We start from the raw sequence: 25,414 nt of genomic DNA, 5'->3' as shown, positions 1-25,414 counted from the left end.
TCATGCCATCACGTGTGTGCGGCGATGGCATCCTTGATGTGTGCAGCGCTTCCCGCGGGGTTCTCGAGTAGCAGGTAGTGGCTCACTCCTGGGAACTTTACGAAAGTCATCCGATCCGAGTATCGATCGATAGCCTCGTCGGAGACGAGGTCGTCGGACACGATCGACACGACCGGGGCCTCGACGTTCGCAAGAACCGCGTCGAGGTCCCATCGCAGCAGGTCGACGAGTTCGGTAAGTCCGAGCGGCATAGTGACAGAGAGCGTTGATTGCCGCACATGTTCCTTGATGTCGTCGGGTGTGCTCGCGATGCTGCTCATTGCCACTAGTGCGTCCACGCTCGTAGCGAAATTAAGGCCGAAGCTTCCGGCGAAAGTCTCGACACCGGTTTCGTCCTGCTTCGGATAGAGCTGAAGATAGTGCCAAGTGTCGGCGCCGATCACGAGTGAGGCCCGCGTCGGGTACCGTGCTGCGAACTCGACGGCGATCGCGCCACCCATGGAGTGGCCGACCATCACCGCCTGCTCGATGCCAGCGTCGTCCATAGCTGCGGCGACGTCGTCAGCCATTTGACCGATGCTGACGATGTCCGCGGATGAGCTGGATTCACCGTGACCCGGTAAGTCGAGGGTGAGAGTCGTGTATTGGTCGCCCAGCGCAGTGATGACCCCGTTCCAATCGCTGCTGCTGCATCCCCATCCGTGAATCAGCACAACGGCCGTGTTGTTTGGGTTGTGCACCGAGTAGGCGATGCTGTCGGGTCCTGAGGTGATTGTCTTCGTGAGAGTCATGAAAGGTCTGTTCCTGTGCGAATGCGGGAAGCCGCCGCGGTGGGCGCGCTCACCAGACCTGATTCAGCACGCGCATGATGTTCCCGCCGGCTACCTTGACGATGTCCTCGTCGCTGAAACCGTGCTTCACGAGCCACCCTACGATGTTGTAGAAGTTCTCGGTCGGGTTTTCGAGCCCGGCTACATATTCGACGCGTGGGAACGAGGGGCCCGAGGTTGCCTGGGCGAGACCGAGGTGTCGCGAGAACTCAGTATGCAGGCCTACGTGGTCGCCATAGAGAGTGTCTGGGCCGAAAGCCACGTGATCGATTCCCATGAGCTCGACGCAATACACGAAGTGGTCCATGACCGACTCGATTGAGTGCTCGGGGTGATCGTGTGACAGAGAAGTATGGGGAGCCGCCTCGAGCCCAATCACACCGCCGGTCTCTGCGCACCCCTTCAGCACGGAGTCGGGCTTCATTCGGGCGGTCTCCCAAACGGATCGAGCGCCCGCATGAGTGATAAATACTGGCTTGCTCGAGTGCTCGAAGGTGTCGAGGCATGTCTGGTCGCCCGAGTGTGACACGTCTATGGCGATGCCAAGGGCGTTCATGCGCTCGACGGCGCGGCGCCCGAAGACGGTGAGGCCGCCGTCGCGTGCCTCCTTCAAACCGGAGCCCAGGGTGTTCGACTCGGAGTAGGCGATGCCTATTTGACGAACACCGAGGCCGTAGAGGATGTCGAGGCGGTCGACCTCGTTCTCGATCGGTGTGGCCGCCTCAAGCGAGAGCACGATGGCGATCTGGCTGTTCTCCTTCGCCTCGATGATGTCGTCGACGTTATAGGCGATCCGCGCGTACTTCTGGTGCGCGGCGTCAGAGAGGCGCATGCCGAGGTCGTAGACGATGTCGTCCCACTTCCACCCGAACTTGCTGGTGACGCATGCGGTGCCGTCCATCATGTTGTCGAACACTGCGGTCATGCCAGAACGAGAGAGTCCCTCGTAGCTGGTGTGTTCGCGGCCCGTTCGGATGTAGTCGTGCACCTGAGACATGTCGGCGGGGAATACGTTGGGGTGGTCATGCAGGCTGATGATGATGTTGTCATCGATGAGTCGGCGGGTGCGAATGTCTTGCTCTTCGTCGAGGCCCATATCGTAAAGGGGTACTCGACCAAATTCCTTGGCGAACTCGAATACCTCGTAGTCGTGGCCCGGCTTGAGGTATTCGAAGGATCGATACCCGTCGTATGCGGTCTCGCGGAACGGTACTGCGAACTCCTGCGCGGATTCTTCACTCATGGGGCCATGCCTTCCTGGCGGTTCGGTCCTCACCGGCACTGAGCGGCTGGGTCAGCGTGGCGGTGGGTGACAGTCGAGTGTCACACGACGACTAGTATGCATGAACCATGCAGAAAATACGACTAAATCTTCTGTTTTTGTCGAATTTATTATGAGAAACATTGGAATCCTGCATTACCCCCTCGGGCGGGCGCGACGGGCGTTGTCGCGTCGACGTTACCGTCGGTCGGAGGCGGCCAGGGATGCGAGGCGATCATCTGCCAAACGCGCAAGCAATGCGGCGCCAGAGGGGAGCACGGCTTCGTCGTAGATAGCGAGCGGAGAGTGATTGAAGGCAGCCGTCGAGGGGTCCGCATCCTCGGCGGTTGCGCCGAGGAATGCTAGGGCTCCCGGTACCTCCTGCAGAACCCGCGAAAAGTCCTCGGCGCCGGCCATTGGCGTCTGCATCGTCGTCACCTTGGTGGCTCCAAAAAGCGCGCTAGCCGTCGCGCGGACAAAATCTACCTCGTCTGAATCGTTAATGGTGATGGGGTAAAGCGTCTCCCATGTCACCTCAGCAGTAAGGCCATATGCACTCGCGATGCCGTGGCACAGCTGCGCGGTGCGCGCGGCTATCTCTTTCTGGGCTTTGGGGGAGAAGATTCGCACAGCCGCGTGGAACTCTGCCGTGTCAGGGATGATGTTGTTGAGGGTGCCTCCCTGGATATACCCGACGGTGAGGACAACGGGATCGAACGCGTCGAATCTCCTCGTAATCATGGTCTGTAGTGACGTGACCATCTCCGCTGCCACTGTGATGGGATCCAGCGCGTGATGTGGGGCCGATGAGTGACCGCCGGCGCCGCGTACGACGACCTTGAGGACATCCGCCGCGGCCATCAGGGGCCCCGGGCGCGTGGCGACAACGCCCGAACCAAAGCGTGCGGACGTCACGTGCAGTGCGTACGCGGCCGAGGCGCGCACACCGCTCGCATCGAGCGCGCCGGCCGAAATCATCCGTCTTGCGCCGTCGTAACCCTCTTCGCCCGGTTGGAACATCAGGACGACGTCGCCAGTCAAGTCTGTGCGTCGCGCGCTGAGCAGCCTGGCGGCGCCGACGAGCATTACAGTGTGCAGATCGTGCCCGCATGCATGCATGGCGTCGCCAGCAAAGGCGAACGGGATGCCCGTCGTTTCGCGTACCGGGAGGGCGTCCATATCGGCACGCAGTAGCACCGAGCGTTGGGCGGAAACGCCCTCGCGGCTCCGGAGCACTGCGACGATCGAGCTGTCGTCGTCGCGAATCGTTACCTCCAGTGGAAGTCCGTCTAGCGCCGCGAGGACGCGGGAACGGGTTTGGGGCAGGTCGAGGCCGACTTCAGGGTGGCTGTGCAAATCTCGCCGCAGAGCGACGAGATCAGCTTCGATTGCATGGGCGTCATTGAGGTAGTTCATTTGGTTCGCTCCAATGGTGATTCATGTGTTCTGAAAACAAAAGCTTGCAGGACTCGCACTCCACGGTTGCGCATTTCGCAGGAATCATGCAACCATTCCAATTATGAAGGCCGTTTCCGCGAAACCAGTGCTCGACGATCTCGATCGTCTAATAGTGGCTGCTGTGCAGTTGGACCCTAGAGCGTCGTGGTCGCAGATCGGGAAGCTCGTTGGAACGTCCGAGACGACCGCAATGCGACGCGTTCAGCGGCTGCGGGATAGTAACGCGCTCATTATCACTGCCTCGCCTGACGCCCAGCTTTGTGGGTTCGGCCAGCCCGTGCTGCTGTACTTCCGCACCAGCCCGGGCATGACTTCAGGGCTGGCCGAGTTGCTGGCTAAGCGTTCCGACGTGCGGTACGTTGCGCAGATCACCGGTCGAAGTGACGTGATGTGCGAGTTGATTGCTCCGGATCGCGAGTATCTCGCCGACGTCATCATGCGCCAGCTTCCCCGGACCGGTCACTTCTCGAGCAGCCGTACCGATGTGGTTCTAAAGCGGTTCAAGACACGCGACCAGTGGAGCAGGCAACTGCTCAATGACGAGTCGCTGACGGAGAAGGTTCTTGCGCTTCACGGTGACACCGAGACTTCGGATGGCACGCCGCAGAAGCTCGATACCACCGACCTGCGAATCCTTAGGGGCCTCGGATCCGACGGGCGACGCAGCTACGCCGATCTGGCTACGGAGTTGGATGTCAGTGAAACCGTCGTCGGACGACGTATCCAGGCCCTTACCGCCTCGAAACAGCTCACCTTCGTTGCGATGGTTGATCCAGCCATTCTGGGCTTCACGATGGAGGCGATACTGCGGGTAAAAGTGGACCTCAGCGTTGTTGACGCAACGGCACACGCTGTCGCCGCCTTCCCTGAGGCTCGCTATGTTGCTGCGACAAGCGGTGACAGCGAGCTCGTGATTGACGCAGTTTTTCGCGATACCGAAGCGTCGTATGAGTTTGTGACCAACAAGCTTGGTTTAATATCTGGAATCCGAGACGTGGAGATTGACATAGTCCTCGAGTCGATCAAACGGGATTACCATTACCCCCTTTTCTCTCGGATCGGATCCGCCAGAGGACATATTGACCATGTTGTCGCGACGACGTAGGAGTGGCGAGGGCCAAAAACGGCCTCAGCTCGTGCGTGACCACCGCGTCACGGGCTCTTCGGGACACCATGCCCTACCTGTTAGTGCGCTTTTTTCCATGAATGCTCGATCCGTTTCGCCTCAGCACAGCCACGCCCAGTAGTTGAAGCACACGAACCCAATCAGCACCACAGAACATCCATCCCCACCAAGACGACAGGTACCGTAAAGGCATCTGCTTCCTCATAGGAGTCCCTAATGCCGAACCAGCTTCCACGACGCAGGCCTGTCAATGCCCTTGCATTTGCCTGTACCGCACTAGTCATGGCAATCCTTGCGGGCTGCGCCCCGGCCTCCACCACGAATAGCGCCGCACCCGCGGAGCTGGGCGACCCCGTTCAGGGCGGGTCGGCAACGCTCGCGACACAAGGCGCACCCGTCAACATGGATCCCGCTGAGGCTCAGCTATATGCGTCCATACAGGTCTATCAGAACATCTTCAGCACCCTCATCAATGTTGACGAGAACTTCGAGTTCGTTTCCAATCTCGCCGAAAGCTGGCAGCAGGACGACGACCTGACCTGGTCGTTCACGCTTGTGGAGGGGGTAAAGTTTCATAACGGTGAGACCCTTACCGCCGGTGACGTCGCGTTTTCCATCGAGCGCATGAGGACCGCCGCCCAAGGTGTGTTCGTCTCAGTGTTTGAGTCGGTCGAGGTGATCGACGACCTCAATTTCAAGATACACCTCTCCGCGCCCTACGGACCGATGGAAGCGACCCTCGCGAGCGTCGTCGGAATCGTCAACCAGAAGGCCGTCGAGAGCTCCGACCCCAAAGAGAAACCGGTTGGAACCGGACCCTACAAACTCACCAAATGGGTCAAGGGCAGCACAGTCACATTGACAAGGTTCGACGACTACTTCAAGTCTGAGAAGCCTTACCTCGACGAGGTCGTGTTCGAGGCCGTCCCCGACGACAGTGTGCGGCTCGCGGGACTCCAGACCGGTCAGTTTGACTGGATCCAAACGGTGCCCGCTCAACAGATCCCCGAACTGGTCAAGTCAAGCAAGTTTGGTCACACGGACGCCGGCGCATATCTCCCATATCTGTTGATTCTCAACACCACCAGTGGACCCTTCACCTCCCTTGAGGCCCGTCAGGGCCTCAACTGGCTGATCGACCGCGAACAGATTGTTGACCTCGCTTTCTCGGGAGCGGCGGTCGAGGCCAGCGAGGCCGTCTCTAATGACCACCCCTTCTACTCTGGAGTGGACATCTACGAAGGCGCGCCCGACATCGACAAGGGACAGGCACTCTTCGATGAAGCCGGTGTCGTCGGCGAGCCCATTGTGATCCTTGTCGATCAGGCCGATTCGGCCTATGCCTTGATCGCGCAGGTCATCCAGTCTGAGCTCGCCGAAGTGGGCATGACAGCCACCATCGAGACGGTCGCATCTTCTGAATACTTCGGCCGAATGGTCTCCAAAGATTTCGACATCGCGATGACCTACTTCACTGCGTCCCTCGACCCCGCTCTGACCTACAACCTTCTTGGACAATCCGAGTCTGGGTTCAACTTCACCGGATACCAGAGCTCGGAACTTGACGCCGCTCTGGAAGAGTTCACAACCTCGACTGATCAGGACGCGCGCAAGGCGTTCTACCCCGACTTGGTTGAAGCGTTCCAGGAAGAGTCACCGTTCATCTTCGTTGCCAATCGCGAGACCCAATACTTCACGAGCTCAACTCTCGGGGGAGCCTCCAGCGTGCCCACTCTCGAGGTCCGTGCGGAAGACCTCTGGCAGGCCGCCGCCGAATAGCTGACCGGGGGTCCTCAACGAAATGATGACGACGACAGCAAAGGAGATCGGATGATACTGCGACGACTTGCTCTTACGGTTCCGATCCTTCTGGGCACCTCGACCATCGTCTTCCTGATCCTGCGACTCGTTCCAGGTGACCCTGCTGCTTCGATCCTTGGGTCAAATGCGACGGAGGAAGCGATCATTAGAGTGCGGGCAGAGCTGGGCCTCGACCAGCCCCTGTGGCAGCAGTTTGTATCCTGGCTCGGCGGGGTCCTCCGCGGAGACTTCGGTCGCGACTACATCACCAATCAAGCGATCACCGAGGAGCTGGCGGCACGTCTACCCATTACTATCGAGCTCGCAGGCATTGCCTTCCTTCTCGCACTCGCCACGGCAATCCCTTTGGGGGTCGTCGGGGCGGTACGGAACGGAGGGTGGGCCGATCGGGTGGTGCGAGCGGTGGCAGTTCTGTCTATCGCGGTGCCAGACTTCGTGTTCGGCATACTAGGCATCCTGTCGTTCGCGCTGGCCCTCTCGCTAGTTCCGTCATCCGGGTACACGCCAATCGAGGACGGTCTACTGGAGAACCTCAGATCTCTTGCGATACCCGCCATTGCGCTCTCTCTCGGGCTCGGTGGGGTGCTCGCTCGAGTGACTCGCTCGGCGATGCTCGACGTGCTCGGCTCCGACTACGTGCGCTTTGCTAAGGCGAGTGGATTCGGTACCGGCGCGATCGTCTTCCGCTACGCGTTGCGCAATGCCTCCATCCCAATTGTCACGGTAATCGGGTTGCAAGTGGGATACATCTTGGGAGGTACGGTCGTAGTCGAACAGCTCTTCAGCCTCCCCGGTCTGGGCCAGCTCATCGTTGAGGCAATGCTCGCCCGCAACTATCCGGTGCTGCAGGCGTGCATTCTCGTTTTCGTCGTGGCGTTCATCTTCGCAAATCTGATCACAGACCTGCTCTACGCGGTCCTCAACCCCCGGCTGCGGAAGGTAGGTGCTGCGTGACGCTCGAAGTGGATACTTCACAGGTTAAGGTGGCGGCGGTCGAACGATCGCGGGTAAGCCTTCGATCCACCCTGGCTAGCCGTGTTGAAGTGATCGTCGGCGGCGTGCTTGTGCTCGTCGCAGTCCTCATCGCAATCATCATTCCAATGATCGATCCAGCCGCTTCGACGGCCGTGGGCGCCGCGCCCTCGCTCGTTCCACCCGGGCTCCTCAATTTGCTGGGGACAGATCAGCTCGGTCGTGACCAGCTCGCCCGCGTGGCGGTGGGCTACGGCATATCGCTCACTATCGCGGTAGGCGCCGTGCTCCTGTCCGTGGTGGTCGGCGGACTACTCGGTCTGCTCGCCGCCACCGCAACATCAGCCATCGACGGCCTGATCATGCGCATCCTTGATGTGGTCATGGCCTTCCCAGCACTGTTGCTGGCCATCGTGGTGGTTGCACTCTTCGGTGCCGGCACTGAGGTGCTCATGCTCGCAATCGGTATTACCTTTGTGCCGATTGTCGCGAGAGTCACCCGAGCCGCAGCGCTTGAGACGACCCGGCAGCCATATATAGAGGCCGCGATGGCCCGCGGTGCACGGCGGGGCCGAGTGATCTTCCGCCACATTGCACCGAACAGCCTCGGACCGGTCGTGGTGCAGGCGTCAATCCTCATTGCCATCGCGATCATGCTCGAGGCTTCGCTGAGCTTTGTTGGGCTGGGTGTGCAGCCGCCTACTCCGTCCCTCGGTCTCATGCTCTCAACAGGCCGCGATTTCATGGTTTCGGACCCGTGGATAGTGGCCGTTCCGGCTATCGCTATCCTCGAAATCGTGCTCGGGTTCACTTTGATTGGAGATGGTCTGCAAACCTGGCTAGATCCCAAGAAGAGGGCAATAGCCCGATGACCGATCTACTCAAAGTCCAGGCACTTAGTGTGCGCTATGCCGGGGCTCTCCGCCCGTCAATCGCAGATGTCTCGTTCAGCCTCGCGGCTGGTGAGGTCGTGGGGGTGGTCGGGGAGTCCGGCTCAGGCAAGACCACCCTGGGCCTCGCGCTACTCGGACTACTTCCTCAGGGTACCAAGGTCCACGGGAGTGCACTTTTCGAGCGCGCTGAGATACTCGGCGTCTCCGAGCGCGAACTGCGGCCGCTCCGGGGCACCCTACTTTCGACGATCGTGCAGAACCCAGCGACCGCATTGAATCCGAGCTTTTCGGTTGGGAGTCAAATAGTTGCGCTGCTGCGACGCCACCGAACGTTGTCGAAATCAGGGGCACGGTCGCTGGCAATCGAGTGGCTCGATCGAGTCGGCATCAGTGAGCCGGAAAAGCGCATGGGTTCTTACTCGCACCAGTTGAGCGGGGGAATGAACCAGCGTGTTGTGATCGCCATGGCACTCGCGCTGTCGCCGCGTCTCGTGATTGCCGACGAACCGACTTCGGCGCTCGACGTGACGGTGCAGGCCGCGATCCTTCGTCTGATCACAGAGCTCATCGATGACAGCGGCAGCTCAATGGTTCTTATCACCCATGACCTCGGCGTCGTCGCGCAAATGTGCTCCCGCGTCATCGTGATGAAAGACGGGGCAGTCGTAGAGGCTGGTGAGGTCGACCAAATCTTTCACGCCCCCCGAAGCGACTATACGCAGCACCTTCTCGCGTCTCAGCCGTCGCACTCCGCTCCGGCCAAGCCGATGCCGACAGTAAGCGCTAGCGAGGCCGCTGTCGCGAAGTCCACCGAGGAGCATGGTCATGGGTGAGGAGCGCGAGCTACTGCTGCGCGTGGACATGGCTCGAAAAGAGTACGACCGACCCGGGCCGGCCGGCAGATTACGCCGAGGGAAAAAGGAGCGCTTTGTTGCGGTCGACGACGTATCGATCTCCCTCGCGCGCGCCGAGACGTTGTCGGTGGTCGGCGAGTCGGGTTCGGGAAAGAGCACGCTTGGCCGGATGATCCTCGGTCTCACCGATCTCACGAGCGGCACCATCGAGTTCGACGGCGTCGACATCACTCATCGCACACCACGCCGCCGCCGCGAGTTGACCCGCGAAATACAGGTGGTGTTCCAAGATCCTTACGCGTCGATCGATCCGCGCCAACGTATCGAGGACGTCATCCGCGAGCCGCTCGACATTCACCGCATCGGTACTCCGACACAGCGGCGAGAGCGAGTGCTTGAGGTAATGCACCAGGTAGCGTTACCTGAGCGAACGGCCCGCTTCTTCCCGCATCAGTTGAGCGGCGGACTACGTCAACGAGTGAGTATTGCAACGGCTCTCGTCGTGCGGCCCAAGTTGATCGTCGCTGACGAACCTGTCTCGGCTCTCGATGTTTCAGTGCAGGCCCAAATCCTCGAGCTATTTGCGGAGGTGCGCCACACCACATCGGTGTCGGTGCTCTTCATCTCCCACGATCTCGGGGTGGTGCGCGAAGTCAGCGACCGCGTTGCCGTCATGCGTCACGGACGCATTGTCGAGACGGGACCCATCGATCAGGTATTCGACCACCCCACCCACGGCTACACCGCGGCGCTGCTTTCCGCGATCCCACCAGCCGATCCGCGGCTGCCATTCCACCCAATCAGCTACACCGACTGATAGGTCATTGAATACGAGGAGCGTGGGTCAGTAGCAGTTATCCGCGTTGGTTTGGCGTTTGACCATTACTTTTAGTGTTGGAGGTGGGATCCCTCGGGTAGGGGTCTTGCTCCTGAGGCGGCGATATCCGAAGGGGTGGAATCTCTGGCTCAAGACCGATCCGGCGTGGGCGATGTGCGGCATCCCCGACATCCAGCTCGTCGACCACGGGTCCGACTTCACCAACCACCACCTCGAACGCACCGCCATTCTGCGATCCGCAGACGTTCCTCTTGGCCCCAGTCGCGCCCCGAAGACGCAACCGCCGGAACAGGTATTCGTCCGCCAGCGGCTGTGATCCACCGATATCCCTGTCTGCGATTCACTCCCAAAGATTCGCACGCGGCTGCCGCCGACATCCCCTCACGGACCCGATCCCAGAACAAGTTCTCGCGATCTTTGAACACCACTTTCGACGCCATCAACAACACCTCACTCATACGGTGTTGCTACGACCCCTTGAATCTGCCTAGGTTGAGAGACTCCATGATGACGTGCTCGACCTCGTGCGTATGACGCCCCGTCATCGGCCTTAATGTCAGGCGGGGACTGTCTCTTAAACGGTGTTTCCGGCCTGACGCGCTGGACTTAGGTCTGGCGGGAAAGGTGCCGTGATGACGACACTTGATGCTGTGACGAAGAAGACGAAATCTGAACCCACCCGTGAGGCGGTGGCGGCGAAGGAATGGGTGCGCCTGGCCAAGGAACAGGGCCTGGCTCTGCACGGTCCTGACGGTTTGCTGGGCCAGTTCACGAAAACGTTTCTTGAGGCTGCGCTGAACGAGGAAATGACCGATCACCTCGGTCATGAAAAAAACCGTGCGCCGGACGAGCGCGACGACTCGAACGTGCGCAACGGGACCCGGCCCAAAACGGTGATCAGTCCCACGACAGGGCCGGTGACGATCCAGGTGCCCCGTGACCGAGACGGCACGTTCACTCCGGTGATCGTGCCGAAACGACATCGCCGCCTGACCGGGGTCGATGAAATCGTGCTGTCCTTGTATGCCCGCGGCCTCACGACCGGGGAGATCAGCGCGCACTTCAACCAGATCTATGGTGCTCAGGTATCGAAAGAGACCATCCCCCGCATCACCGACAAGGTGATCGAGGAGATGCAAACCTGGCAGTCACGCCCGTTGGACGCCGTTTACGCGGCGATCTTCATCGATGTGATCGTGGTGAAGATCCGTGACGGGCAGGTCGCCAACCGGCCCATCTATGCCGCGATCGGCGTGACACTCGACGGTGATAAGGACATTCTCGGGCTGTGGGCCGGCACTGGCGGTGAGGGCGCCAAGTTCTGGATGTCTGTCCTGACGGACATCAAAAACCGAGGCGTCACCGACACGTTCTTTCTGGTCTGTGACGGTTTGAAAGGACTGCCCGACGTCGTCGGCAACGTGTGGCCGTTGACACGGTGCAGACGTGCATCATTCACCTGATCCGGAATACGTTCAAGCTCGCCTCAAAGAAGGATTGGGATGCGATGAAACGAGCGGTGAAACCGATCTACGCCGCTCCGACCGTCGACGCGGCACGGGCAGCGCTGGATGATCTGACCGAGGTCTGGGGTAAGAAATACGGTGCGATCATCCGGTTGTGGGAATCGGCGTGGGAAGAGTTCACTCCGTTCTTGTCCTACGATCCCGAGATCCGACAGGTGATCTGCTCCACTAATGCGATCGAGTCGCTCAACGCACGGTATCGGCGGGCGGTGCGCGCTCGAGGACATTTCCCCACCGAGCAAGCAGCTCTGAAATGCTTGTATCTGGTCACGCGGAGTCTCGACCCCACCGGAGTGGGCCGAGCTCGTTGGACGATGCGTTGGAAGCCAGCTCTCAACGCGTTCGCCATCACCTTCCGTGACCGCTGGCCGAACGCAGAATCCTACTAATGAAGAACGCCGGAAACACCGTTACTGAGACACTCCCCACGTCGGAGATGGCGAACTTGAGGTGTTTGCCGAACCGGTAGGCCGTGGGGCCTTTGCCGTGCACCCGCCAGTCGTAGACGGTGGAGATAGGGATGCCGAGGTAGTTCGCCAGTTCGGCGACATCCATCAGGGGCTCCAACGCCACGGGTGAGACAGAGACTGCTTCGTTTGTGTTCATATTCCGTAGGTGCGACCGGCGCACCTAGGTAATCAAAGACGACTAATACTGACCTGCGCACCTCGTACGGCAAGGCCGGTAAAAGGCGTCCAGAGAGGGGTAAAACGTAGGTTTTCGGTAGTGTGATCAAATCTTTAACCTAAAAAGTCCCGGAAACTCGTGAGTTTCCGGGACTTTTGGTCGGGCTGACAGGATTCGAACCTGCGACCCCTTGACCCCCAGTCAAGTGCGCTACCAAGCTGCGCCACAGCCCGCCGCTTCCGCAAAGCGATTTCAACATTCAAAACCTGCGGAAGACAACTGTAAGAGCTTACCGCCTTATGTGAGGCTCCATGAACACATCGTCGGAACCGATTCGCCCACCAGCACTGGCATGTGCTCACAGCTGAGACAGCGGGTGTGGATCCCAGGATCGGTCGAGACGAATCGACTGTTGAGCGCCTAGACCGTAATCAAGGCGACACCCTTCAAGAGCTCCGAGTTACGCAGACTTGTACCCAAATAATCACTGGCTTTTTCCTGCTGCTGACTTTCCAGACCAGATTCACCGACCCTTATCACGATCTAATCATCATCTATCTCAACTTCTACCTCGGGCTCGGGCTCTCGGTCGCCGGCGTCGTGCAGCGGCTAGCTTTATCGCGGGCGGCGCAACACGCCTTGCCATCCTCTCGTTCTGGGTCATTCTCCCGAGAGCCGACGACCCGACCGGTAATCGAGTCGACAGTAGTTAGCAGCCGGATGTGGTTTGTGCCTGATCCAATTGCATCACAACGACGATGTTCTGCACGGTGGCCGCGTCCGGGTTGTAGTCGGAAGGGCGATAGCAACTGACGAGCACCAGGCGGTTGGGGATGGCGTCGGTGAGTTCGTCGTTGTACTTGTACTCCGCCTTGTTCAGTTGAAGCGCTTTTTGCTCGACGTAACACAGCCGGCCATTCGCCGTGTCAACGCTCGCCACGGCCCCGGATGGCACATCTTTGAGGCTGTTGAATACTGCTGATTCGACTGCGGAGTGGCCATACAGGTACACCGTGTTGGTCGAGTCCGTGCCTGCCGTTCCGCCGGAAATAGTTGTGTCCCAGGAAATCGTGGTGAGTTCAGACGGGTCAAATCCACCCCGTTCTTCGATCATGGCCTGGGTATATTCGGATACGGCTCCGTCGAGCCCGATGGAGGGTACCCGGAGACGCAGCGGCGCTGAAGCTGCAATCGTTACTTCTTGGGACGACGCGGCCGTGGGTGGAGCCGGCGTCGCCGGAACCGCCCGGTGAATTTTTGGTGACTCCGTGGCCGTGGCCGTTGGCGTTGGCGTTGGCGTTGGCGCAGAGTCGGTCGGTGGCATAAGAAACCATCCGACCGACATCACACAGAGGAGGGCGGATGCGCCGATGAGCGCTGCCCGTTTAGTGCCGAGCACTGATTCGGCGCGCGCCAATTGCGGCAGCGACTAGCGCGGCCAGAAGCAGTGCGCCAATTCCGAGAAACAGGGGAGCGCCCGCGTCATCGCTAGGGGCGGGATTGAAACCGTCGGTCTTGGAATCGTGCAGAGTGTTTTTCGCGATCGGCGTCGGAGTCGGCGTCGCCGTTGGTGCCGGCGCGGCGGCGAGGGTGATATTGGTCAACGAGGCGGCGCAGGTGACAACGGATCCGCCACCGTTGGCCGTGCCGTTGCACTGGTTGATCGACACCGGGAGCAGCGCGCTGGTCGTTGACGGGGTCACGGTGCAGTTGACTCGGTCGGAAGCGCCGCCGCCGTTGACTGATCCATTGCACTGCGTGATCGTTGCGCTAGTGGTGCTGGCGGGGAACGGGTCGCAGTTCAAGGTCGGCTCGGGGCCTTCCGCACCAGTTCCGTTGCACTGGTTGACCGTTGCAGACGTGACATCAGTGGATGCCGCCCCGGTCACATTGTTGGTGACGGTCACGTTGCAGATCACGCTGGACCCTCCGCCATTGGCGGCATCGTTGCATTGGTTCACCGATGTGGTGAGCGCGTCATACGACGTTGTCGCGGTTGTGCAGGTGGGAGCAGTGTTTGCAGCCGCGCGACATTCCTTGACGGTCACCGTTGAACTGGCCACTCCGGTGCTGGCGTCGAGATTATTAACAACGGTGACATCACAGTTCAGACCCAAACCGCCAGTGTTCGCAACATTGTTGCACTGGGCGATCGTTTGCGCGGCTGATGCGGACGAACCGGAGGGAGCGAACGTCAAGCCAAAAACGGCAAGGAGTACCACCGCCGCGAGCACGAAAACTCTGGTGAACGACTTACCGGGACGGGTTGCGTTGGCGAGACCGGGAATAAAAATAGCTGTGTGCACAGCGCTCCTCACGTAGGCTCAGACAATAACACGCCATGTGATGGAGTGAAAGTAATTATGGGCGCAGCGCTCATTGCGTTCGGTTATCCGGAAGCGACCGCCAGGAGATTTCGGCGGGACCCACACTTCAGCTGCCGAAAAACTCATGGTGCGCCGGAAATCTATATCATCTATTGACTCCTCGGCGGATGCGGGAGCAGTCGCAGATCAGCTGAGCTCGTACACAGCCACGCGCTTCGCCAAGCTGACGTCAATCATGCGAATTCGAGATATCAGGTGGTTGACGGGCCCGGCTGGCTTGCGAATCCGAGGTGACGGTCGATGCCCGCCGCTTGCGCGCAAATTGCCCGCCAACTTTCACCATGTTGCTACTCTGGGCGCATGGCAGCCATCGCCCACACCAATAACCACATGCAGACACATCGTGCCCGTCGTGTTTCGGCCCAATGGTCGCTCGTTGCAGCGGGGCTGTTTCTCGCAGCGGCCGCGCTGCAGCTTGTCGCCTCACTGGAACGGTGGGTCGTGCTCAGCGCCTCCCGGACGCGCACCGACATCTCGATTGAAGACCACCGTTTCGACTACTCCTACCCCGCGGACCCGTGGCAAAACCTCGGCACGACCGCGCAATTCTTCGGCGTGGGTCTTCTGCTGCTGGCGCTGGGCATCATGGCCGTGGCGCGATCAGTCGCGCATCGCGACGGCGGCCTTGAGCGGATGCTCACCGTCGCGACCGCGGTATCCTTCGGCATCACCGGTGTGCACGCCCTCGTTTCGGTCCTGATCGGCTTTCCGTCTCCGCTGCAATTTCTGCCGGTGCAGGTGCTGCTGAGCTTGGTCGGGTTCGCCGGTTTGATCGCCTTGAGTGTGTGCTGGCTGCGCGTGTCGTGGGCGTCATCCGTCGCGTGCCTGTTGCTGCTCGCCGTCACCTTGCCCGGCACTACTCTCGTCGCCTTTCAGATCGCGCCGGCCATCGTGGGCTATCAGTCGCACGACACGACCCCCTTCACCGAGACGATCGTCGCCGTGTCGACGGCCGCAGCGGGCGTGGCGATGCTCGTGGCGGCAGGGGTGGCAGCGCTCTCTCGTCGCCGATCCGCTGCGCAGGGACAATTGACTCTTTAGCGTCTGCTTTCTGCCTCGGGGCGCAGCCGGATGAGCCGCTGCGGGCCATCCTCTTTCAGTTCGGCCAACTCGCTGCGCGAGGAAAGAAAGTCGGTGAAGGATCGAAAGCCGAGCGGCTTCTCGTTGAAAGACGGGTCCATGCGCCGCATTTGGTTCTTGATCGTGCCCGTGTTGAGCCACTCGTCGGCGTCACCCTTGGCGTGACCGATCTGCAGCGCACGCACCAGGAGCTCGGTGGCGAGCGTCTGTGGGTCAATGTCGTCGCCGACCTCAGGCTCGTCGAACTGCGCGTCCTCGATGTGCGAGAACATGGGAATCGTGGTGAATATACGGGTCTGGATAGGCGCCGGTTCGGGTACAGTCTCGGCAGTTTCTGGAGCCTTCCTGCTGGCCTTGGGCCTTTCCGTGCTGGTCGTAGCGGTGCCCTTGCCAATTCCGGGCAGCGAGTCGTAGTCCTCGAACTCATCGCACGCGGCCGCAAGTGATGTACTCGTCGAGCCCGCAACGCCGATGCCCACCACAAACCGACCCAGCCGCTTCGACTTCTGGGCGAGGGCGATGTAGTCGGAGTCGCCGGCGATGATGATCACGTGGGTCAGGTCGGGCAGTCGAAAGAGGTCTTCGACCACGTCGACGGCCAAACGGATGTCGGCACCGTTCTTGGTTCCGCGGGTGGTCGTAGTGAACAGCTGGGTCAGGTCCACCGCTCGAGACATGAGCTGGCGCTGGTAACTCGCATTGACCGGCACCGACCAGTCGGCGTAGGCACGATTGACGACCAGGGTGCCAAAAGATGCGGCAAAGTCGATGATGGCGTTGAAGTCCACCGTGGCGGAGGCGAGCCGCGCGGCGACCTCGGGGTCGGCATCCGCACTCGACTTATTGAAATCGCGGATGCCGTCGCGCTGGAAAGCGTTGCGCCCGTGCAGCTGCTGGTAACGCGAGATGACGATGTTGTCAAAGTCGATGTAGAGGCCGACGCGCGCATCGTTCGGTTCAGTCATAGTGAGCTCCTTAGCCACAGGCGGAAGACTCAGTTGCGATCCGGTGCCTCCAGTCTGCGCCGAGCGGCGGGGGCAGGGCAACTCGGCTGGCCACTTGCACCAGCAATCGACTGCAACGGGCGTCATCTGTATCTGGTCATGACCGCTCCGGGGGCATTAGAATTTGCCGCATTCCCGTGAAAGTCGGATGCTTGAACCATGGAGCACACGAACGAGACTTCACGCGACCACGCTGAGACCGACCACGACAACGCGGAGGCAGCAAGTGCTGTTCACGCCCCTCGCGATCCCGGCGCGGTCGAGGAATTCTGGGACGCGCGCTACGCCGACATGGCACAGCTGTGGAGTGGGCATCCGAACGGGACACTCCTGACCGAGATGCAGGATCTACCGGCCGGACGTGCTCTGGACGTCGGCTGTGGCGAGGGAGCGGATGCCCTCTATCTGGCGGAACACGGGTGGCGCGTCACCGCGCTGGACGTGTCGCGGGTGGCGCTCGACCGGGCAGTCGACCAGGCCGGCGTTCGCAAAGTGACGGTGAAATGGCTACACGCCGGCCTGGTCGACGCGGCGCTGCCGCGGGCGTCCTTTGACCTCGTCTCTGCGCAGTACCCTGCGCTGCTGCGCACCGACGAGAACGTCGCCGAGCACGCGCTGCTCGCAGCGGTCGCTCCCAATGGTGTGCTGCTCTTTGTGCATCACCCCGCGCCGACAAAGGAGGAAGCCGCGGCCCACGGTTTTCATGTCGACGACTATGTAGGCCCCGCAGAGGTCGCTGCACTGTTGGACGACAGCTGGCAGGTGGAGGTCGACGAGACCCGGCCGCGCCATGTCGCAACCGGCGCCGGGTCACATCACACCCACGACGTTGTCCTACGGGCTCGACGACTGCGCTGATCGGCTGCAGTTAGATTGTGGCCGGCGCTCCGCGGCCGCCACGCGGGCGTTTGCGTCTGGGGCACGTTTGGAAGTGCCCCTAGGCAGCACCCGCGGTATGCCCCTGCTGACGCGGCCCGGGAGCAGCTTGCCGTTAGGGTGATCACTATTATGCAGATTCGCGACATTAGCCTGTCGGCCCTCAAGGGTGGCCGACACACGACGCGCGAAAACGTGCTGCTCGAAGGGCACGGTCCGGTGGGGGACCGAATCTTCGCGGTCGTTGACCTTGCGAACGGTCGGGTGTTGAAGACCGTCGAGCATCCGTTATTGCCCACCTGCCAAGCCCGGTGGGACGACGGGGTACTGTCGGTCGACATCGGCGGGCAGCTGGTTGCCGCGAAGCCCGAGTCGAACGGTCAAACTGTCACCCTCGACTATTGGGGTCGCGCCGTTGGTATGCACGTGGTTGACGGGCCGTGGGCCCGGGTATTCTCTCGTTTGCTCGGCAAGGATGTTGCCGTGGCACAGGTCAACGGCCCGGGCGGCGTGGTCTACGGCGACTCCGTCACCATCGTGACGACGAGTTCGCTGCGCCGCCTCGCCGATGAGGCGGCCACGACCGTTGACGCTCGCCGGTTTCGGGCGACGTTCACAATTGACACGGGCGACACGGCTGCACACGTGGAAGATTCCTGGGCTGGTCGTGAAATCGAGCTGGGGAGCGCACGCCTGCGCGTGGGCGCCGGCATCCCGCGCTGCGCGGTCATCGACCTGGAGCCCGACACCGGCGCTTCCGGCACGAACCTGCTGAAGAGCCTCGCCCGCTACCGACTGAACGGGAGCGACATTCCATTCGGCGTCTACGCGCAGGTCATTCGCCCGGGACGCGTCGACCGCGGGGACCCGGTGCGATTACTTCCCGTTAGCTGATGAGAGGCCGGGCCGATATCGACTCTGACCGCGGTTGATACGGTGCCGACCGCCAAGCGGCAGCAGGTTCAGGGAGCGATCTGCTTGACCGGGCGCATGAGAATCTCCTGGATGAGCACATTAGCCGGCTGCGCAAAAGCGAAGACGAGGGCCTGGGCTACGTCTTCGGACTGCATCGCTTCCAGCTGGGTGCGGCGGGTCAGGAGCGCATCGCTGACGTTCTCGCCGAACTCGGTCCACACGGCGCCCGGTTCTAGGACCGACACCCGAATTCCCTCCTCGCCCAGTTCCTTGCGCAGGGCATCGTGAAAACCGACGACGGCATACTTCGTTGCGCTGTAGACCGACCAGGTGGCTGCGCCGTAGCGGCCACCGACGCTCGAAACGGAGCAGATCATGGCGCCGGCCCGACCGCGCATGAGGGGAATGGCCGCCTGGGTGCAGTTCAGCACGCCATACAGGTTTACATCGATCATTGACTTCCAGTCATCCGGGTCGCTGCTCTCAAACGGTGAATTGATGCCCAGGCCGGCGTTGTTGAAGAGCAGATCCACCCCACCAAAACGGCTCTTGATGGTGGCGAACATCGATGTGACGGCGGCGGCATCCGCGACATCGACCTGCATGACCGTCGCGGAGTCTCCGAGTTCGGCGGCGAGCTCCTGCAACCGTTCCACACGCCGGGCGACGAGGATGACGTGGGCACCCTCCTCGACGAGAAGGCGCGCTGCTGCTGCTCCAATTCCGCTCGAGGCTCCCGTGATAACAGCGATTTTTGCGGTCAGATCCTGCATTTTCATGTGTGTGGCTCACTTGCTCGGGAGGAGGCAAGAAAGGCGACCCGGCGCTGATCCATCAGGTGGTGGAAACAGAAGAGACGGTGCAGCTTTACACCCGACAGACGCTGGAGAACCCAGACTTGCACGAATATCTAATCGTACAGTTGATGACACCAGCGAACAGCTGTGCAATCGCGAGAGTGCATGTGCGTTGAGGTCCTGGTCGACAACGAGCGGGCCGGGCCGCCCCTTCCCACTTCGACGTGCGTTGGTTTGAGATACTGGAGGGATGGACGACAAAGATACCCTCGCTGATTTTCTGCGCTCGGCCCGGGCCCGACTCACCCCAGCCGACGTCGGCGTCTTGGTCAACCCCCATGCACCCGCCCGGCGAGTACCCGGACTGCGCCGTGACGAAGTAGCAGGGCTGGCCGGTGTGAGCGTTGACTACTACGCGCGCATGGAACAGGGCCGGGTGACGCAGGCATCCGATGCCGTTGTCAACGCGCTCGCCGGGGTGCTGCACCTGAATGAGGCGGAGCGCAGCTACCTGTTCTCGCTGTTATCCGCCTCGACCGGCGGCCGCATCCAGCAGCGGCGGCGCACCCACGCAGTGCGAACGTCGGTGCGCACCATCATGGATTCCTTCACCACGCAGCCGGCATTCGTGCTCGGCGTTGGCATGGACGTGCTGGCCATGAACGACCTCGCCAAGCTGCTGCTCAAGGACTTCACGAAGGCCTCGGGGCTCGGGCGCAGTATGGCCCGATGGACATTTCTCGACCCGTCGGCGCGCACGCTGTACCTGGACTGGGACATTGTGGCGTGCGATGTGGCGGCTATGCTCCGTCACGACGCGCGGTCTCACCCCAACGACCGGGCTCTCAACGAGTTGATCGGTGAGTTGACCGTCAAGAGCGACGAATTTCGCGCGTGGTGGAGCCAACACCGGGTGTGGGAGTGCACGTTCGGCGTGAAGCGCTTCGAGCACCCGATCGTGGGCCGGGTGGATGTGGACTACGAGACCTTTCCGGTTCCAGGCGAACCAGACCAGCAACTCTTCGTCTACAGCACCCAGCCGGCGTCTGCCTCAAGCGACGCGCTGCACATCCTGGCCTCCTGGCGCATAGATCAGACGGATGCCCCCGCGCTCGAGTCCAGTCGCTGACGCTTTAGAACCCTTCGGGGAGACGCGGAACGTACGATGCTTCAAGGCGCGCGCGCTCGTCGGCGTTGAGTTCGAGCTCGAGCGAGGCGATGGCATCGTCGAGGTGCTGCGGCTTCGTGGCGCCAACGATCGGCGCCGTCACAGCAGGGTTACCCGACACCCAGGCCAGGGCTACCTGGGCCCGCGGCACTCCGCGTTCAGCAGCAATGTCAGCGACGACGGAAGCAACGGCGCGATCGCCGACCTCTGCCTGTGCATACAAGGCCTGGCTGATCAGGTCCGTTTCGGTGCGGGCGGTCGTCTGGTCCCAGTCCCGGGTCAGCTTTCCACGCGCGAGCGGGCTCCACGGGGTAAGACCGATACCAGCGTCGGCGGCGAGGGGGAACATTTCGCGCTCCTCTTCCCGGCTGATCAGGTTGTACTGGCTCTGCATTGACACGAACGGCGTCCAGCCGTTCACGTGCTGCAGGCGCAGGGCTTTCGCAAACTGCCAGGCAAACATCGAGGAGGCGCCGAGGTAGCGCGCTTTACCCGAGCGCACCACGTCGTGCAGGGCTTCAAGCGTCTCCTCGAGAGGAGTGAAGGGGTCGAAGCGGTGCACGATATAGAGGTCCACGTAGTCGAGGTTGAGGCGACGCAGGCTGTTGTCGATCTCCTGCAGTACCGCCTTGCGTGACAGGCCGCGCTGGTTGGGACCTTCACCGACCGGCGAATAGACCTTGGTAGCCACGACGATCTCGTCGCGGCTGGCATACTCCGCGAGGGCGCGCCCGAGGATTTCCTCGCTCGACCCGGCCGAGTAAGCATTTGCGGTGTCGAAGAAGTTGATGCCGGCCTCAACGGCTTGCCGAATGAAGGGCCGACTGGTCGCCTCGGTCAGCGTCCAAGCGTGATTTCCGCGCTCCGGCTCGCCATAGCTCATGCAGCCGAGGGCGAGCGCTGAGACATCCAAACCGGTGGTTCCGAGCTTCACATACTTCATGGGACTCCTTAAATGACGGATGCCCCGGGCCGCGTTGTATCTGCGGCCCGGGGCAGTTCGTGCCTGGGTTTTTTATCGACCGGTGTGGCTTATGCCGCGCCGGTCAGGGCGCCTACGCGTCGACGCGGGTCTCGTTCGCAAACGTGGCCACGTCGATAACGAAACGGTAGCGCACGTCGCTGCGGATAACACGCTCGTAGGCTTCGTTCACCTGATCGACCGAGATGATCTCAATGTCGGCGCCGATTCCGTGGGCGGCGCAGAAGTCGAGCATTTCCTGGGTCTGGCGGATGCCACCGATCTTGGAGGCGGCGATGGAGCGACGCTGGGCGGCGAGCCACACCATCTTCACGCTGTCAGGCTCGGTGGGGATTCCAACGTGCACGAGCGTGCCGTTGAGGGCGAGCAGCTTGAGGTAGCCCTCCAGTTCGAGGTTCGCGGCCACGGTGTTCACGATGAGGTCGAAGTGGTTCTCGAGCTCGGTGAAGGTGGTCGGGTCGCTGGTGGCGTAGTAGTGGTCTGCACCGAAACGCAGGCCGTCTTCTTTCTTGCTGAGGGTCTGGCTGAGAACGGTGACCTCGGCGCCGAGCGCGTGGGCGATCTTCACACCCATGTGTCCGAGGCCGCCCATGCCGAGGATGGCAACCTTCTTGCCGGGGCTGGCTTCCCAGTTCACGAGAGGGGAGTAGAGCGTGATTCCGGCGCAGAGCAGGGGAGCGGCCTCGGAGAGCTCGATGCCATCGGGGATGCCGAGCACGTAGTTCTCGTCGACGACGATCGCGGTGCTGTAGCCGCCGTTGGTGGGGGAGCCGTCGTGGTTACGGTCGTTGTAGGTGCCGACCTCGCCCTTCAGGCAGTACTGCTCTTCGCCGGCGAGGCAGTTGACGCACTCGCGGCAGGAGTCCACGAAGCAGCCGACGCCGACGCGGTCGCCCACCTGGTAGCGGGTGACGTCGCTGCCGACGGCGGAGACGATGCCGGCAATCTCGTGGCCGGGAACCATCGGGAACAGTCCAACGCCCCACTCGTCGCGAGCCTGGTGAATGTCGGAGTGGCAGATTCCGGCGAACTTGATGTCGATCGCCACGTCGTGGGCGCCGGGGGTGCGCAACTCGATCGTGGTGCGAACGAGGGGCTGGTTGGCCGCGGGGGCGGCGAGTGCAGGAACAGTGGTCGTCATAAAAAAAGTCTTTCAGTGCCGATGATGAGATGCGAGGAAATCCCGTGCCGTGGCACGTGTCGACGGTGACATCCGCTCGCTCAACGTTACGTGATTCCACCGACCCGATCGATACTGGAACGTGGCACTGTCTGACCCACCCAGGGAATGTCAGTCCGTCAACCAACGGGGGCGTGCAGGTGAGGGCGCAGGCAGCGGATGCCCGAGTCGTTGCGCTCGCGGTGTCACGGCATCCGCTCGTCATCTGCAGGGTTCAGCTTTAAATCGGGGAGGATGGTGTCATGGCAAACACTGAGCACGAGCCGTGGGTCAAGAACTATCAACCGGGCGTTCCCGCCGAGATCGAACTTCCCACGGAGTCCCTCGTGGCCATGCTCGAGCGTGCAGTGGCCGAAGCCGGCACCCACCCCGCGCTGGAGTTTTTCGGGCGTCGAACGACCTACACCGAACTCGGCGATCAGATCGACCGGGCCGCGGAGGGATTGCGTCGCCTCGGGGTGATAGCTGGCGATCGAGTGGCCCTGATCTTGCCGAACTGCCCCCAGCACGTCGTCGCTTTCTACGCGGTGCTGCGCCTCGGCGCGGTGGTGGTGGAGCACAATCCGCTCTACACGTCCCGGGAATTGCGCCACCAGTTCGAAGATCATCAGGCCCGCATTGTTATCGCCTGGGACAAGGCGACGGCCGCCGTGCGTGAGTTCCCGGCCGACATCGAGATCGACCACGTTGTCTCGGTCAATCTCCTCACGGCGTTTCCCACCCTGAAGCGCCTCGCCCTGCACCTGCCGGTGAAGGGGCTGCGCGAATCACGCGCGGCGCTGACGGGTCCGGCACCGGGCACGATGGCCTGGAAGGACCTGCTCGCTTTCGGCGTGATCGATTTTGAGCATCCGCGCCCCTCGGTCGATGACCTGGCCGCCATCCAGTACACCTCGGGCACCACGGGAACCCCCAAGGGCGCCATGCTCACCCACTTCAACCTGTATTCCAATGCCCTGCAGGGTGAGGCATGGATGCACGGAGCGCAGTACCGCAAAGAAATCTTCTATGCGATCCTGCCGATGTTCCACGCGTTCGGGATGACCCTCTACCTGACCTACGGCATCCGCAAGCAGGGCCTGCTCGTGCTGTTCCCCAAGTTTGAGCCCGGGCTGATTCTCGACGCCATGAAAAAGTCGCCCGCCACGGTCTACTGCGCGGTGCCGCCGATCTACGAGCGCACGGCGGTCGCCGCGCAGGAAAAAGGAATCTCGCTGCGCTCGTGCAAATACTGCATTTCGGGCGCCATGAATCTGCCCGATCATGTCGTGGAACTCTGGGAATCGGTATCGGGCGGACTTCTCGTTGAGGGCTACGGCATGACCGAGTCATCTCCGGTCGCCCTGGGTAATCCGTTTCATGCCAGCCGACGCACGGGCACGATCGGTGTGCCGTTCCCATCGACCCTGATGAAAGTGGTCGATCTGGATGATCCGAACGTTGAGGTGCCGTTGGGGCAGCCGGGTGAATTGTTGCTGAAGGGCCCGCAGGTTTTTCAGGGGTATTGGAACAACCCGGAGGAGACCGCGAAGGCGCTCTTACCCAACGGCTGGCTGCGCACCGGCGATATCGTGACCGTGGATGAGGATGGCTTCACGACGATCGTAGACCGCGCCAAGGAGCTGATCATCACTGGTGGTTTCAACGTGTCGCCCTCTGAGGTCGAGGCCGTCTTGCGGCTGCACCCGAGCGTCAGTGACGCCGCAGTGATCGGTCGACCGCTCGAACGCGGCGGGGAGATGGTTGTCGCCGCGATCGAACTCAAGGCCGGTGCCACCCTCGATGAAGATGCATTGCGGGCGCACTGCCGGGAACACCTCGCGGCCTACAAGATTCCGCGGCGGATCGTGCACATCGAGAACACACCGCGCTCGATGCTCGGCAAGGTGTTGCGCAAGCAGGTTCGTGAGCAGGTTTTACCGCTGCTCTGATACCGGGCCCACGGTGGTGCTGGGTTGATCATGGGGAATATTTCCCCAGAGCGGGGTCTTGCAACCGATATGACTACTATCGCAATTATCGGTGCAGGCAAGGGACTCGGCGCAGCAGTAGCGCGTCGTTTCGGAGCAGAAGGATTTTCCGTTGCGCTGATTTCGCGCAACCAGGGCCGAGTGGATGCGCTGGCCGAGGAACTGGGCACAGAGGGAATCACGGCGAAGGGTTTCGTCGCCGATGTGCGAAACCCGGCGTCGATTAGCCGGGTGCTCGAGCAGGTCACGGAGACCCTCGGCGCGATCGAGGTGTTGCAGTACAGCCCCCTGCCGCAGAAGGACTTCATGCGTCCCGTGCTGGAAACCACGCCCGCTGATCTGGTTGGGCCGATCGAATTCTCCGTCTACGGCCCCGTCGCGGCCGTGCACCAGGTCGTTCCCGGCATGCGTTTTCTGGGAAAGAACCGAGGCACCATCCTCTTCGTCAACGGCGGCACGGCCGTGACTCCGGTACGGAGCCTGGCGGGCACATCCATTGCCTTTGCCGGACAGGCCGCCTACGCGCAGCTACTCAATGAGGTCCTTGGCGAAGAGGGGATCCAGGTCTCCCAGCTCATCATCGGCGGTCGAATCATCGCGGGTCACCCCGAAAAGGACCCGGCAAAGCTGGCCGAGCACCTCTGGAACCTTCACACCCAGCGTGACCGGTTCCGCCTGCAGATCAGCGCCGACTGACCTTCGTCACGTGCGCGTGCACGTGAGCGACCGCGAACACCGCGCGGCACGCGTATAAACAGCCCGCCCGTGTTCGAACATGGGCGGGCTTTTTAGATAACTGGCGCAACGAGGTCAGGTGGCAGCAGCTGTCGGTGCTGTGAACGAAGAATC

The 25,414-nt window shown here is 61.5% G+C and carries 24 protein-coding genes, 1 tRNA gene and 1 pseudogene; 15 read left to right on the top strand and 11 right to left on the bottom strand.

Going from position 1 to position 25,414, the window contains the following annotated elements:
• Nucleotides 1–8 precede the first annotated feature (8 nt).
• From E3T38_RS05425 to E3T38_RS05415, 3 genes are all read right to left on the bottom strand, one after another.
• Nucleotides 9–791, bottom strand: a complete 783-nt coding sequence (locus E3T38_RS05425) for an alpha/beta fold hydrolase (protein WP_134546878.1) — start codon at nucleotides 789–791, stop codon at nucleotides 9–11.
• A 49-nt stretch (nucleotides 792–840) separates the two neighbouring features.
• Nucleotides 841–2,073 carry a dipeptidase gene (locus tag E3T38_RS05420; protein ID WP_134546876.1) on the bottom strand — a complete coding sequence of 411 codons (1,233 nt, stop codon included), beginning with the start codon at nucleotides 2,071–2,073 and terminating at the stop codon, nucleotides 841–843.
• A 216-nt stretch (nucleotides 2,074–2,289) separates the two neighbouring features.
• On the bottom strand, nucleotides 2,290–3,507 hold the full coding sequence (locus E3T38_RS05415; RefSeq protein WP_134546874.1) for a M20 family metallopeptidase: 1,218 nt from the start codon (nucleotides 3,505–3,507) through the stop codon (nucleotides 2,290–2,292).
• Between the two features lie 103 nt (nucleotides 3,508–3,610).
• Here E3T38_RS05415 and E3T38_RS05410 point away from each other — a divergent pair, with 103 nt between their 5' ends.
• From E3T38_RS05410 to E3T38_RS05375, 8 genes and pseudogenes are all read left to right on the top strand, one after another.
• Nucleotides 3,611–4,654: an Lrp/AsnC family transcriptional regulator gene (locus tag E3T38_RS05410; RefSeq protein ID WP_134546872.1), complete on the top strand. Its 1,044-nt coding sequence runs from the start codon at nucleotides 3,611–3,613 to the stop codon at nucleotides 4,652–4,654.
• Nucleotides 4,655–4,957: 303 nt separating this feature from the next.
• Nucleotides 4,958–6,454, top strand: coding sequence for an ABC transporter substrate-binding protein (locus E3T38_RS05405; RefSeq protein ID WP_166805435.1), 1,497 nt, complete (start codon nucleotides 4,958–4,960; stop codon nucleotides 6,452–6,454).
• A gap of 51 nt (nucleotides 6,455–6,505) precedes the next feature.
• On the top strand, nucleotides 6,506–7,450 hold the full coding sequence (locus E3T38_RS05400) for an ABC transporter permease (protein ID WP_134546868.1): 945 nt from the start codon (nucleotides 6,506–6,508) through the stop codon (nucleotides 7,448–7,450).
• Nucleotides 7,447–8,340, top strand: a complete 894-nt coding sequence (locus E3T38_RS05395; protein WP_134546866.1) for an ABC transporter permease — start codon at nucleotides 7,447–7,449, stop codon at nucleotides 8,338–8,340. Before E3T38_RS05400 ends, E3T38_RS05395 begins: the two co-directional genes overlap by 4 nt.
• A complete protein-coding gene (locus tag E3T38_RS05390; protein ID WP_134546864.1) occupies nucleotides 8,337–9,194 on the top strand; it encodes an ABC transporter ATP-binding protein in 858 nt (285 codons plus the stop codon). The genes E3T38_RS05395 and E3T38_RS05390 overlap by 4 nt, the downstream gene beginning before the upstream one ends.
• Complete coding sequence (locus E3T38_RS05385) at nucleotides 9,187–10,032, top strand: ATP-binding cassette domain-containing protein (RefSeq protein WP_166805434.1); 846 nt, start codon at nucleotides 9,187–9,189, stop codon at nucleotides 10,030–10,032. The genes E3T38_RS05390 and E3T38_RS05385 overlap by 8 nt, the downstream gene beginning before the upstream one ends.
• A 172-nt stretch (nucleotides 10,033–10,204) precedes the next feature.
• Nucleotides 10,205–10,369: a hypothetical protein gene (locus E3T38_RS16635; RefSeq protein ID WP_166805432.1), complete on the top strand. Its 165-nt coding sequence runs from the start codon at nucleotides 10,205–10,207 to the stop codon at nucleotides 10,367–10,369.
• Between the two features lie 313 nt (nucleotides 10,370–10,682).
• Nucleotides 10,683–11,968: pseudogene (locus E3T38_RS05375) on the top strand (IS256 family transposase).
• Here E3T38_RS05375 and E3T38_RS05370 read toward each other — a convergent pair.
• Nucleotides 11,928–12,134, bottom strand: a complete 207-nt coding sequence (locus tag E3T38_RS05370) for a helix-turn-helix domain-containing protein (RefSeq protein WP_134546940.1) — start codon at nucleotides 12,132–12,134, stop codon at nucleotides 11,928–11,930. The pseudogene E3T38_RS05375 and the gene E3T38_RS05370 sit on opposite strands and share 41 nt — an antisense overlap.
• 228 nt (nucleotides 12,135–12,362) lie before the next feature.
• Nucleotides 12,363–12,439, bottom strand: a tRNA-Pro gene (locus E3T38_RS05365).
• 121 nt (nucleotides 12,440–12,560) lie between these two features.
• Here E3T38_RS05365 and E3T38_RS17045 point away from each other — a divergent pair.
• The gene (locus E3T38_RS17045; protein WP_370448991.1) at nucleotides 12,561–13,019 is read left to right on the top strand and encodes a DUF6328 family protein; all 459 of its coding nucleotides are present in this window, start codon (nucleotides 12,561–12,563) and stop codon (nucleotides 13,017–13,019) included.
• On the opposite strand, the gene E3T38_RS17040 is transcribed toward E3T38_RS17045, so the two are convergent.
• Both E3T38_RS17040 and E3T38_RS05355 read right to left on the bottom strand, forming a co-directional pair.
• Nucleotides 12,916–13,530, bottom strand: coding sequence for a class F sortase (locus E3T38_RS17040; protein WP_255452726.1), 615 nt, complete (start codon nucleotides 13,528–13,530; stop codon nucleotides 12,916–12,918). The two genes, E3T38_RS17045 and E3T38_RS17040, sit on opposite strands and share 104 nt — an antisense overlap.
• Before the next feature lie 61 nt (nucleotides 13,531–13,591).
• Nucleotides 13,592–14,512: a hypothetical protein gene (locus E3T38_RS05355; protein ID WP_134546858.1), complete on the bottom strand. Its 921-nt coding sequence runs from the start codon at nucleotides 14,510–14,512 to the stop codon at nucleotides 13,592–13,594.
• Nucleotides 14,513–14,893: 381 nt separating this feature from the next.
• Between E3T38_RS05355 and E3T38_RS05350 the strand changes: the two genes are divergently transcribed.
• Complete coding sequence (locus E3T38_RS05350) at nucleotides 14,894–15,634, top strand: hypothetical protein (RefSeq protein WP_134546857.1); 741 nt, start codon at nucleotides 14,894–14,896, stop codon at nucleotides 15,632–15,634.
• Here E3T38_RS05350 and E3T38_RS05345 read toward each other — a convergent pair.
• Nucleotides 15,631–16,638: an NYN domain-containing protein gene (locus E3T38_RS05345; RefSeq protein ID WP_134546855.1), complete on the bottom strand. Its 1,008-nt coding sequence runs from the start codon at nucleotides 16,636–16,638 to the stop codon at nucleotides 15,631–15,633. The two genes, E3T38_RS05350 and E3T38_RS05345, sit on opposite strands and share 4 nt — an antisense overlap.
• A gap of 198 nt (nucleotides 16,639–16,836) precedes the next feature.
• Here E3T38_RS05345 and E3T38_RS05340 point away from each other — a divergent pair, with 198 nt between their 5' ends.
• Nucleotides 16,837–17,535 carry a bifunctional 2-polyprenyl-6-hydroxyphenol methylase/3-demethylubiquinol 3-O-methyltransferase UbiG gene (locus E3T38_RS05340; protein ID WP_134546853.1) on the top strand — a complete coding sequence of 233 codons (699 nt, stop codon included), beginning with the start codon at nucleotides 16,837–16,839 and terminating at the stop codon, nucleotides 17,533–17,535.
• A gap of 150 nt (nucleotides 17,536–17,685) precedes the next feature.
• A complete protein-coding gene (locus E3T38_RS05335) occupies nucleotides 17,686–18,447 on the top strand; it encodes an MOSC domain-containing protein (RefSeq protein WP_134546852.1) in 762 nt (253 codons plus the stop codon).
• A gap of 68 nt (nucleotides 18,448–18,515) precedes the next feature.
• Here the strand turns inward: E3T38_RS05335 and E3T38_RS05330 are convergent, their stop codons facing one another.
• Nucleotides 18,516–19,241, bottom strand: coding sequence for an SDR family oxidoreductase (locus E3T38_RS05330; RefSeq protein WP_198417308.1), 726 nt, complete (start codon nucleotides 19,239–19,241; stop codon nucleotides 18,516–18,518).
• Between the two features lie 274 nt (nucleotides 19,242–19,515).
• Here E3T38_RS05330 and E3T38_RS05325 point away from each other — a divergent pair, with 274 nt between their 5' ends.
• The gene (locus tag E3T38_RS05325) at nucleotides 19,516–20,394 is read left to right on the top strand and encodes a helix-turn-helix transcriptional regulator (RefSeq protein WP_134546850.1); all 879 of its coding nucleotides are present in this window, start codon (nucleotides 19,516–19,518) and stop codon (nucleotides 20,392–20,394) included.
• 4 nt (nucleotides 20,395–20,398) lie between these two features.
• On the opposite strand, the gene E3T38_RS05320 is transcribed toward E3T38_RS05325, so the two are convergent.
• Nucleotides 20,399–21,376 carry an aldo/keto reductase gene (locus E3T38_RS05320; protein WP_134546848.1) on the bottom strand — a complete coding sequence of 326 codons (978 nt, stop codon included), beginning with the start codon at nucleotides 21,374–21,376 and terminating at the stop codon, nucleotides 20,399–20,401.
• 112 nt (nucleotides 21,377–21,488) lie between these two features.
• Nucleotides 21,489–22,556 carry an NAD(P)-dependent alcohol dehydrogenase gene (locus tag E3T38_RS05315; RefSeq protein ID WP_104128564.1) on the bottom strand — a complete coding sequence of 356 codons (1,068 nt, stop codon included), beginning with the start codon at nucleotides 22,554–22,556 and terminating at the stop codon, nucleotides 21,489–21,491.
• 281 nt (nucleotides 22,557–22,837) lie between these two features.
• Here E3T38_RS05315 and E3T38_RS05310 point away from each other — a divergent pair, with 281 nt between their 5' ends.
• Nucleotides 22,838–24,526: a long-chain-fatty-acid--CoA ligase gene (locus tag E3T38_RS05310; RefSeq protein ID WP_134546846.1), complete on the top strand. Its 1,689-nt coding sequence runs from the start codon at nucleotides 22,838–22,840 to the stop codon at nucleotides 24,524–24,526.
• A gap of 69 nt (nucleotides 24,527–24,595) precedes the next feature.
• The gene (locus tag E3T38_RS05305) at nucleotides 24,596–25,261 is read left to right on the top strand and encodes an SDR family NAD(P)-dependent oxidoreductase (RefSeq protein ID WP_134546844.1); all 666 of its coding nucleotides are present in this window, start codon (nucleotides 24,596–24,598) and stop codon (nucleotides 25,259–25,261) included.
• The last annotated feature ends 153 nt before the right edge of the window (nucleotides 25,262–25,414 follow it).

Source organism: Cryobacterium sp. Hb1 (assembly GCF_004403585.1).
GTDB classification, from domain to species: Bacteria; Actinomycetota; Actinomycetes; order Actinomycetales; family Microbacteriaceae; genus Cryobacterium; species Cryobacterium lyxosi.
This window is presented reverse-complemented; position numbering and strand designations above follow the sequence as displayed.

Bases quoted from the DNA above. Each gene is read 5' to 3' on its own strand.
- E3T38_RS05390 (WP_134546864.1), top strand. From the start codon at position 8,337: ATGACCGATCTACTCAAAGTCCAGGCACTTAGTGTGCGCTATGCCGGG.
- E3T38_RS05415 (WP_134546874.1), bottom strand. From the start codon at position 3,507: ATGAACTACCTCAATGACGCCCATGCAATCGAAGCTGATCTCGTCGCT.
- E3T38_RS05420 (WP_134546876.1), bottom strand. From the start codon at position 2,073: ATGAGTGAAGAATCCGCGCAGGAGTTCGCAGTACCGTTCCGCGAGACC.
- E3T38_RS05320 (WP_134546848.1), bottom strand. From the start codon at position 21,376: ATGAAGTATGTGAAGCTCGGAACCACCGGTTTGGATGTCTCAGCGCTC.
- E3T38_RS16635 (WP_166805432.1), top strand. From the start codon at position 10,205: ATGTGCGGCATCCCCGACATCCAGCTCGTCGACCACGGGTCCGACTTC.
- E3T38_RS17040 (WP_255452726.1), bottom strand. From the start codon at position 13,530: ATGCCACCGACCGACTCTGCGCCAACGCCAACGCCAACGCCAACGGCC.
- E3T38_RS05325 (WP_134546850.1), top strand. From the start codon at position 19,516: ATGGACGACAAAGATACCCTCGCTGATTTTCTGCGCTCGGCCCGGGCC.
- E3T38_RS05335 (WP_134546852.1), top strand. From the start codon at position 17,686: ATGCAGATTCGCGACATTAGCCTGTCGGCCCTCAAGGGTGGCCGACAC.
- E3T38_RS05370 (WP_134546940.1), bottom strand. From the start codon at position 12,134: ATGGATGTCGCCGAACTGGCGAACTACCTCGGCATCCCTATCTCCACC.
- E3T38_RS05400 (WP_134546868.1), top strand. From the start codon at position 6,506: ATGATACTGCGACGACTTGCTCTTACGGTTCCGATCCTTCTGGGCACC.
- E3T38_RS05330 (WP_198417308.1), bottom strand. From the start codon at position 19,241: ATGCAGGATCTGACCGCAAAAATCGCTGTTATCACGGGAGCCTCGAGC.
- E3T38_RS05405 (WP_166805435.1), top strand. From the start codon at position 4,958: ATGGCAATCCTTGCGGGCTGCGCCCCGGCCTCCACCACGAATAGCGCC.
- E3T38_RS05310 (WP_134546846.1), top strand. From the start codon at position 22,838: ATGGCAAACACTGAGCACGAGCCGTGGGTCAAGAACTATCAACCGGGC.
- E3T38_RS05345 (WP_134546855.1), bottom strand. From the start codon at position 16,638: ATGACTGAACCGAACGATGCGCGCGTCGGCCTCTACATCGACTTTGAC.
- E3T38_RS05315 (WP_104128564.1), bottom strand. From the start codon at position 22,556: ATGACGACCACTGTTCCTGCACTCGCCGCCCCCGCGGCCAACCAGCCC.
- E3T38_RS05410 (WP_134546872.1), top strand. From the start codon at position 3,611: ATGAAGGCCGTTTCCGCGAAACCAGTGCTCGACGATCTCGATCGTCTA.
- E3T38_RS05350 (WP_134546857.1), top strand. From the start codon at position 14,894: ATGGCAGCCATCGCCCACACCAATAACCACATGCAGACACATCGTGCC.
- E3T38_RS05340 (WP_134546853.1), top strand. From the start codon at position 16,837: ATGGAGCACACGAACGAGACTTCACGCGACCACGCTGAGACCGACCAC.
- E3T38_RS05305 (WP_134546844.1), top strand. From the start codon at position 24,596: ATGACTACTATCGCAATTATCGGTGCAGGCAAGGGACTCGGCGCAGCA.
- E3T38_RS05425 (WP_134546878.1), bottom strand. From the start codon at position 791: ATGACTCTCACGAAGACAATCACCTCAGGACCCGACAGCATCGCCTAC.
- E3T38_RS05385 (WP_166805434.1), top strand. From the start codon at position 9,187: ATGGGTGAGGAGCGCGAGCTACTGCTGCGCGTGGACATGGCTCGAAAA.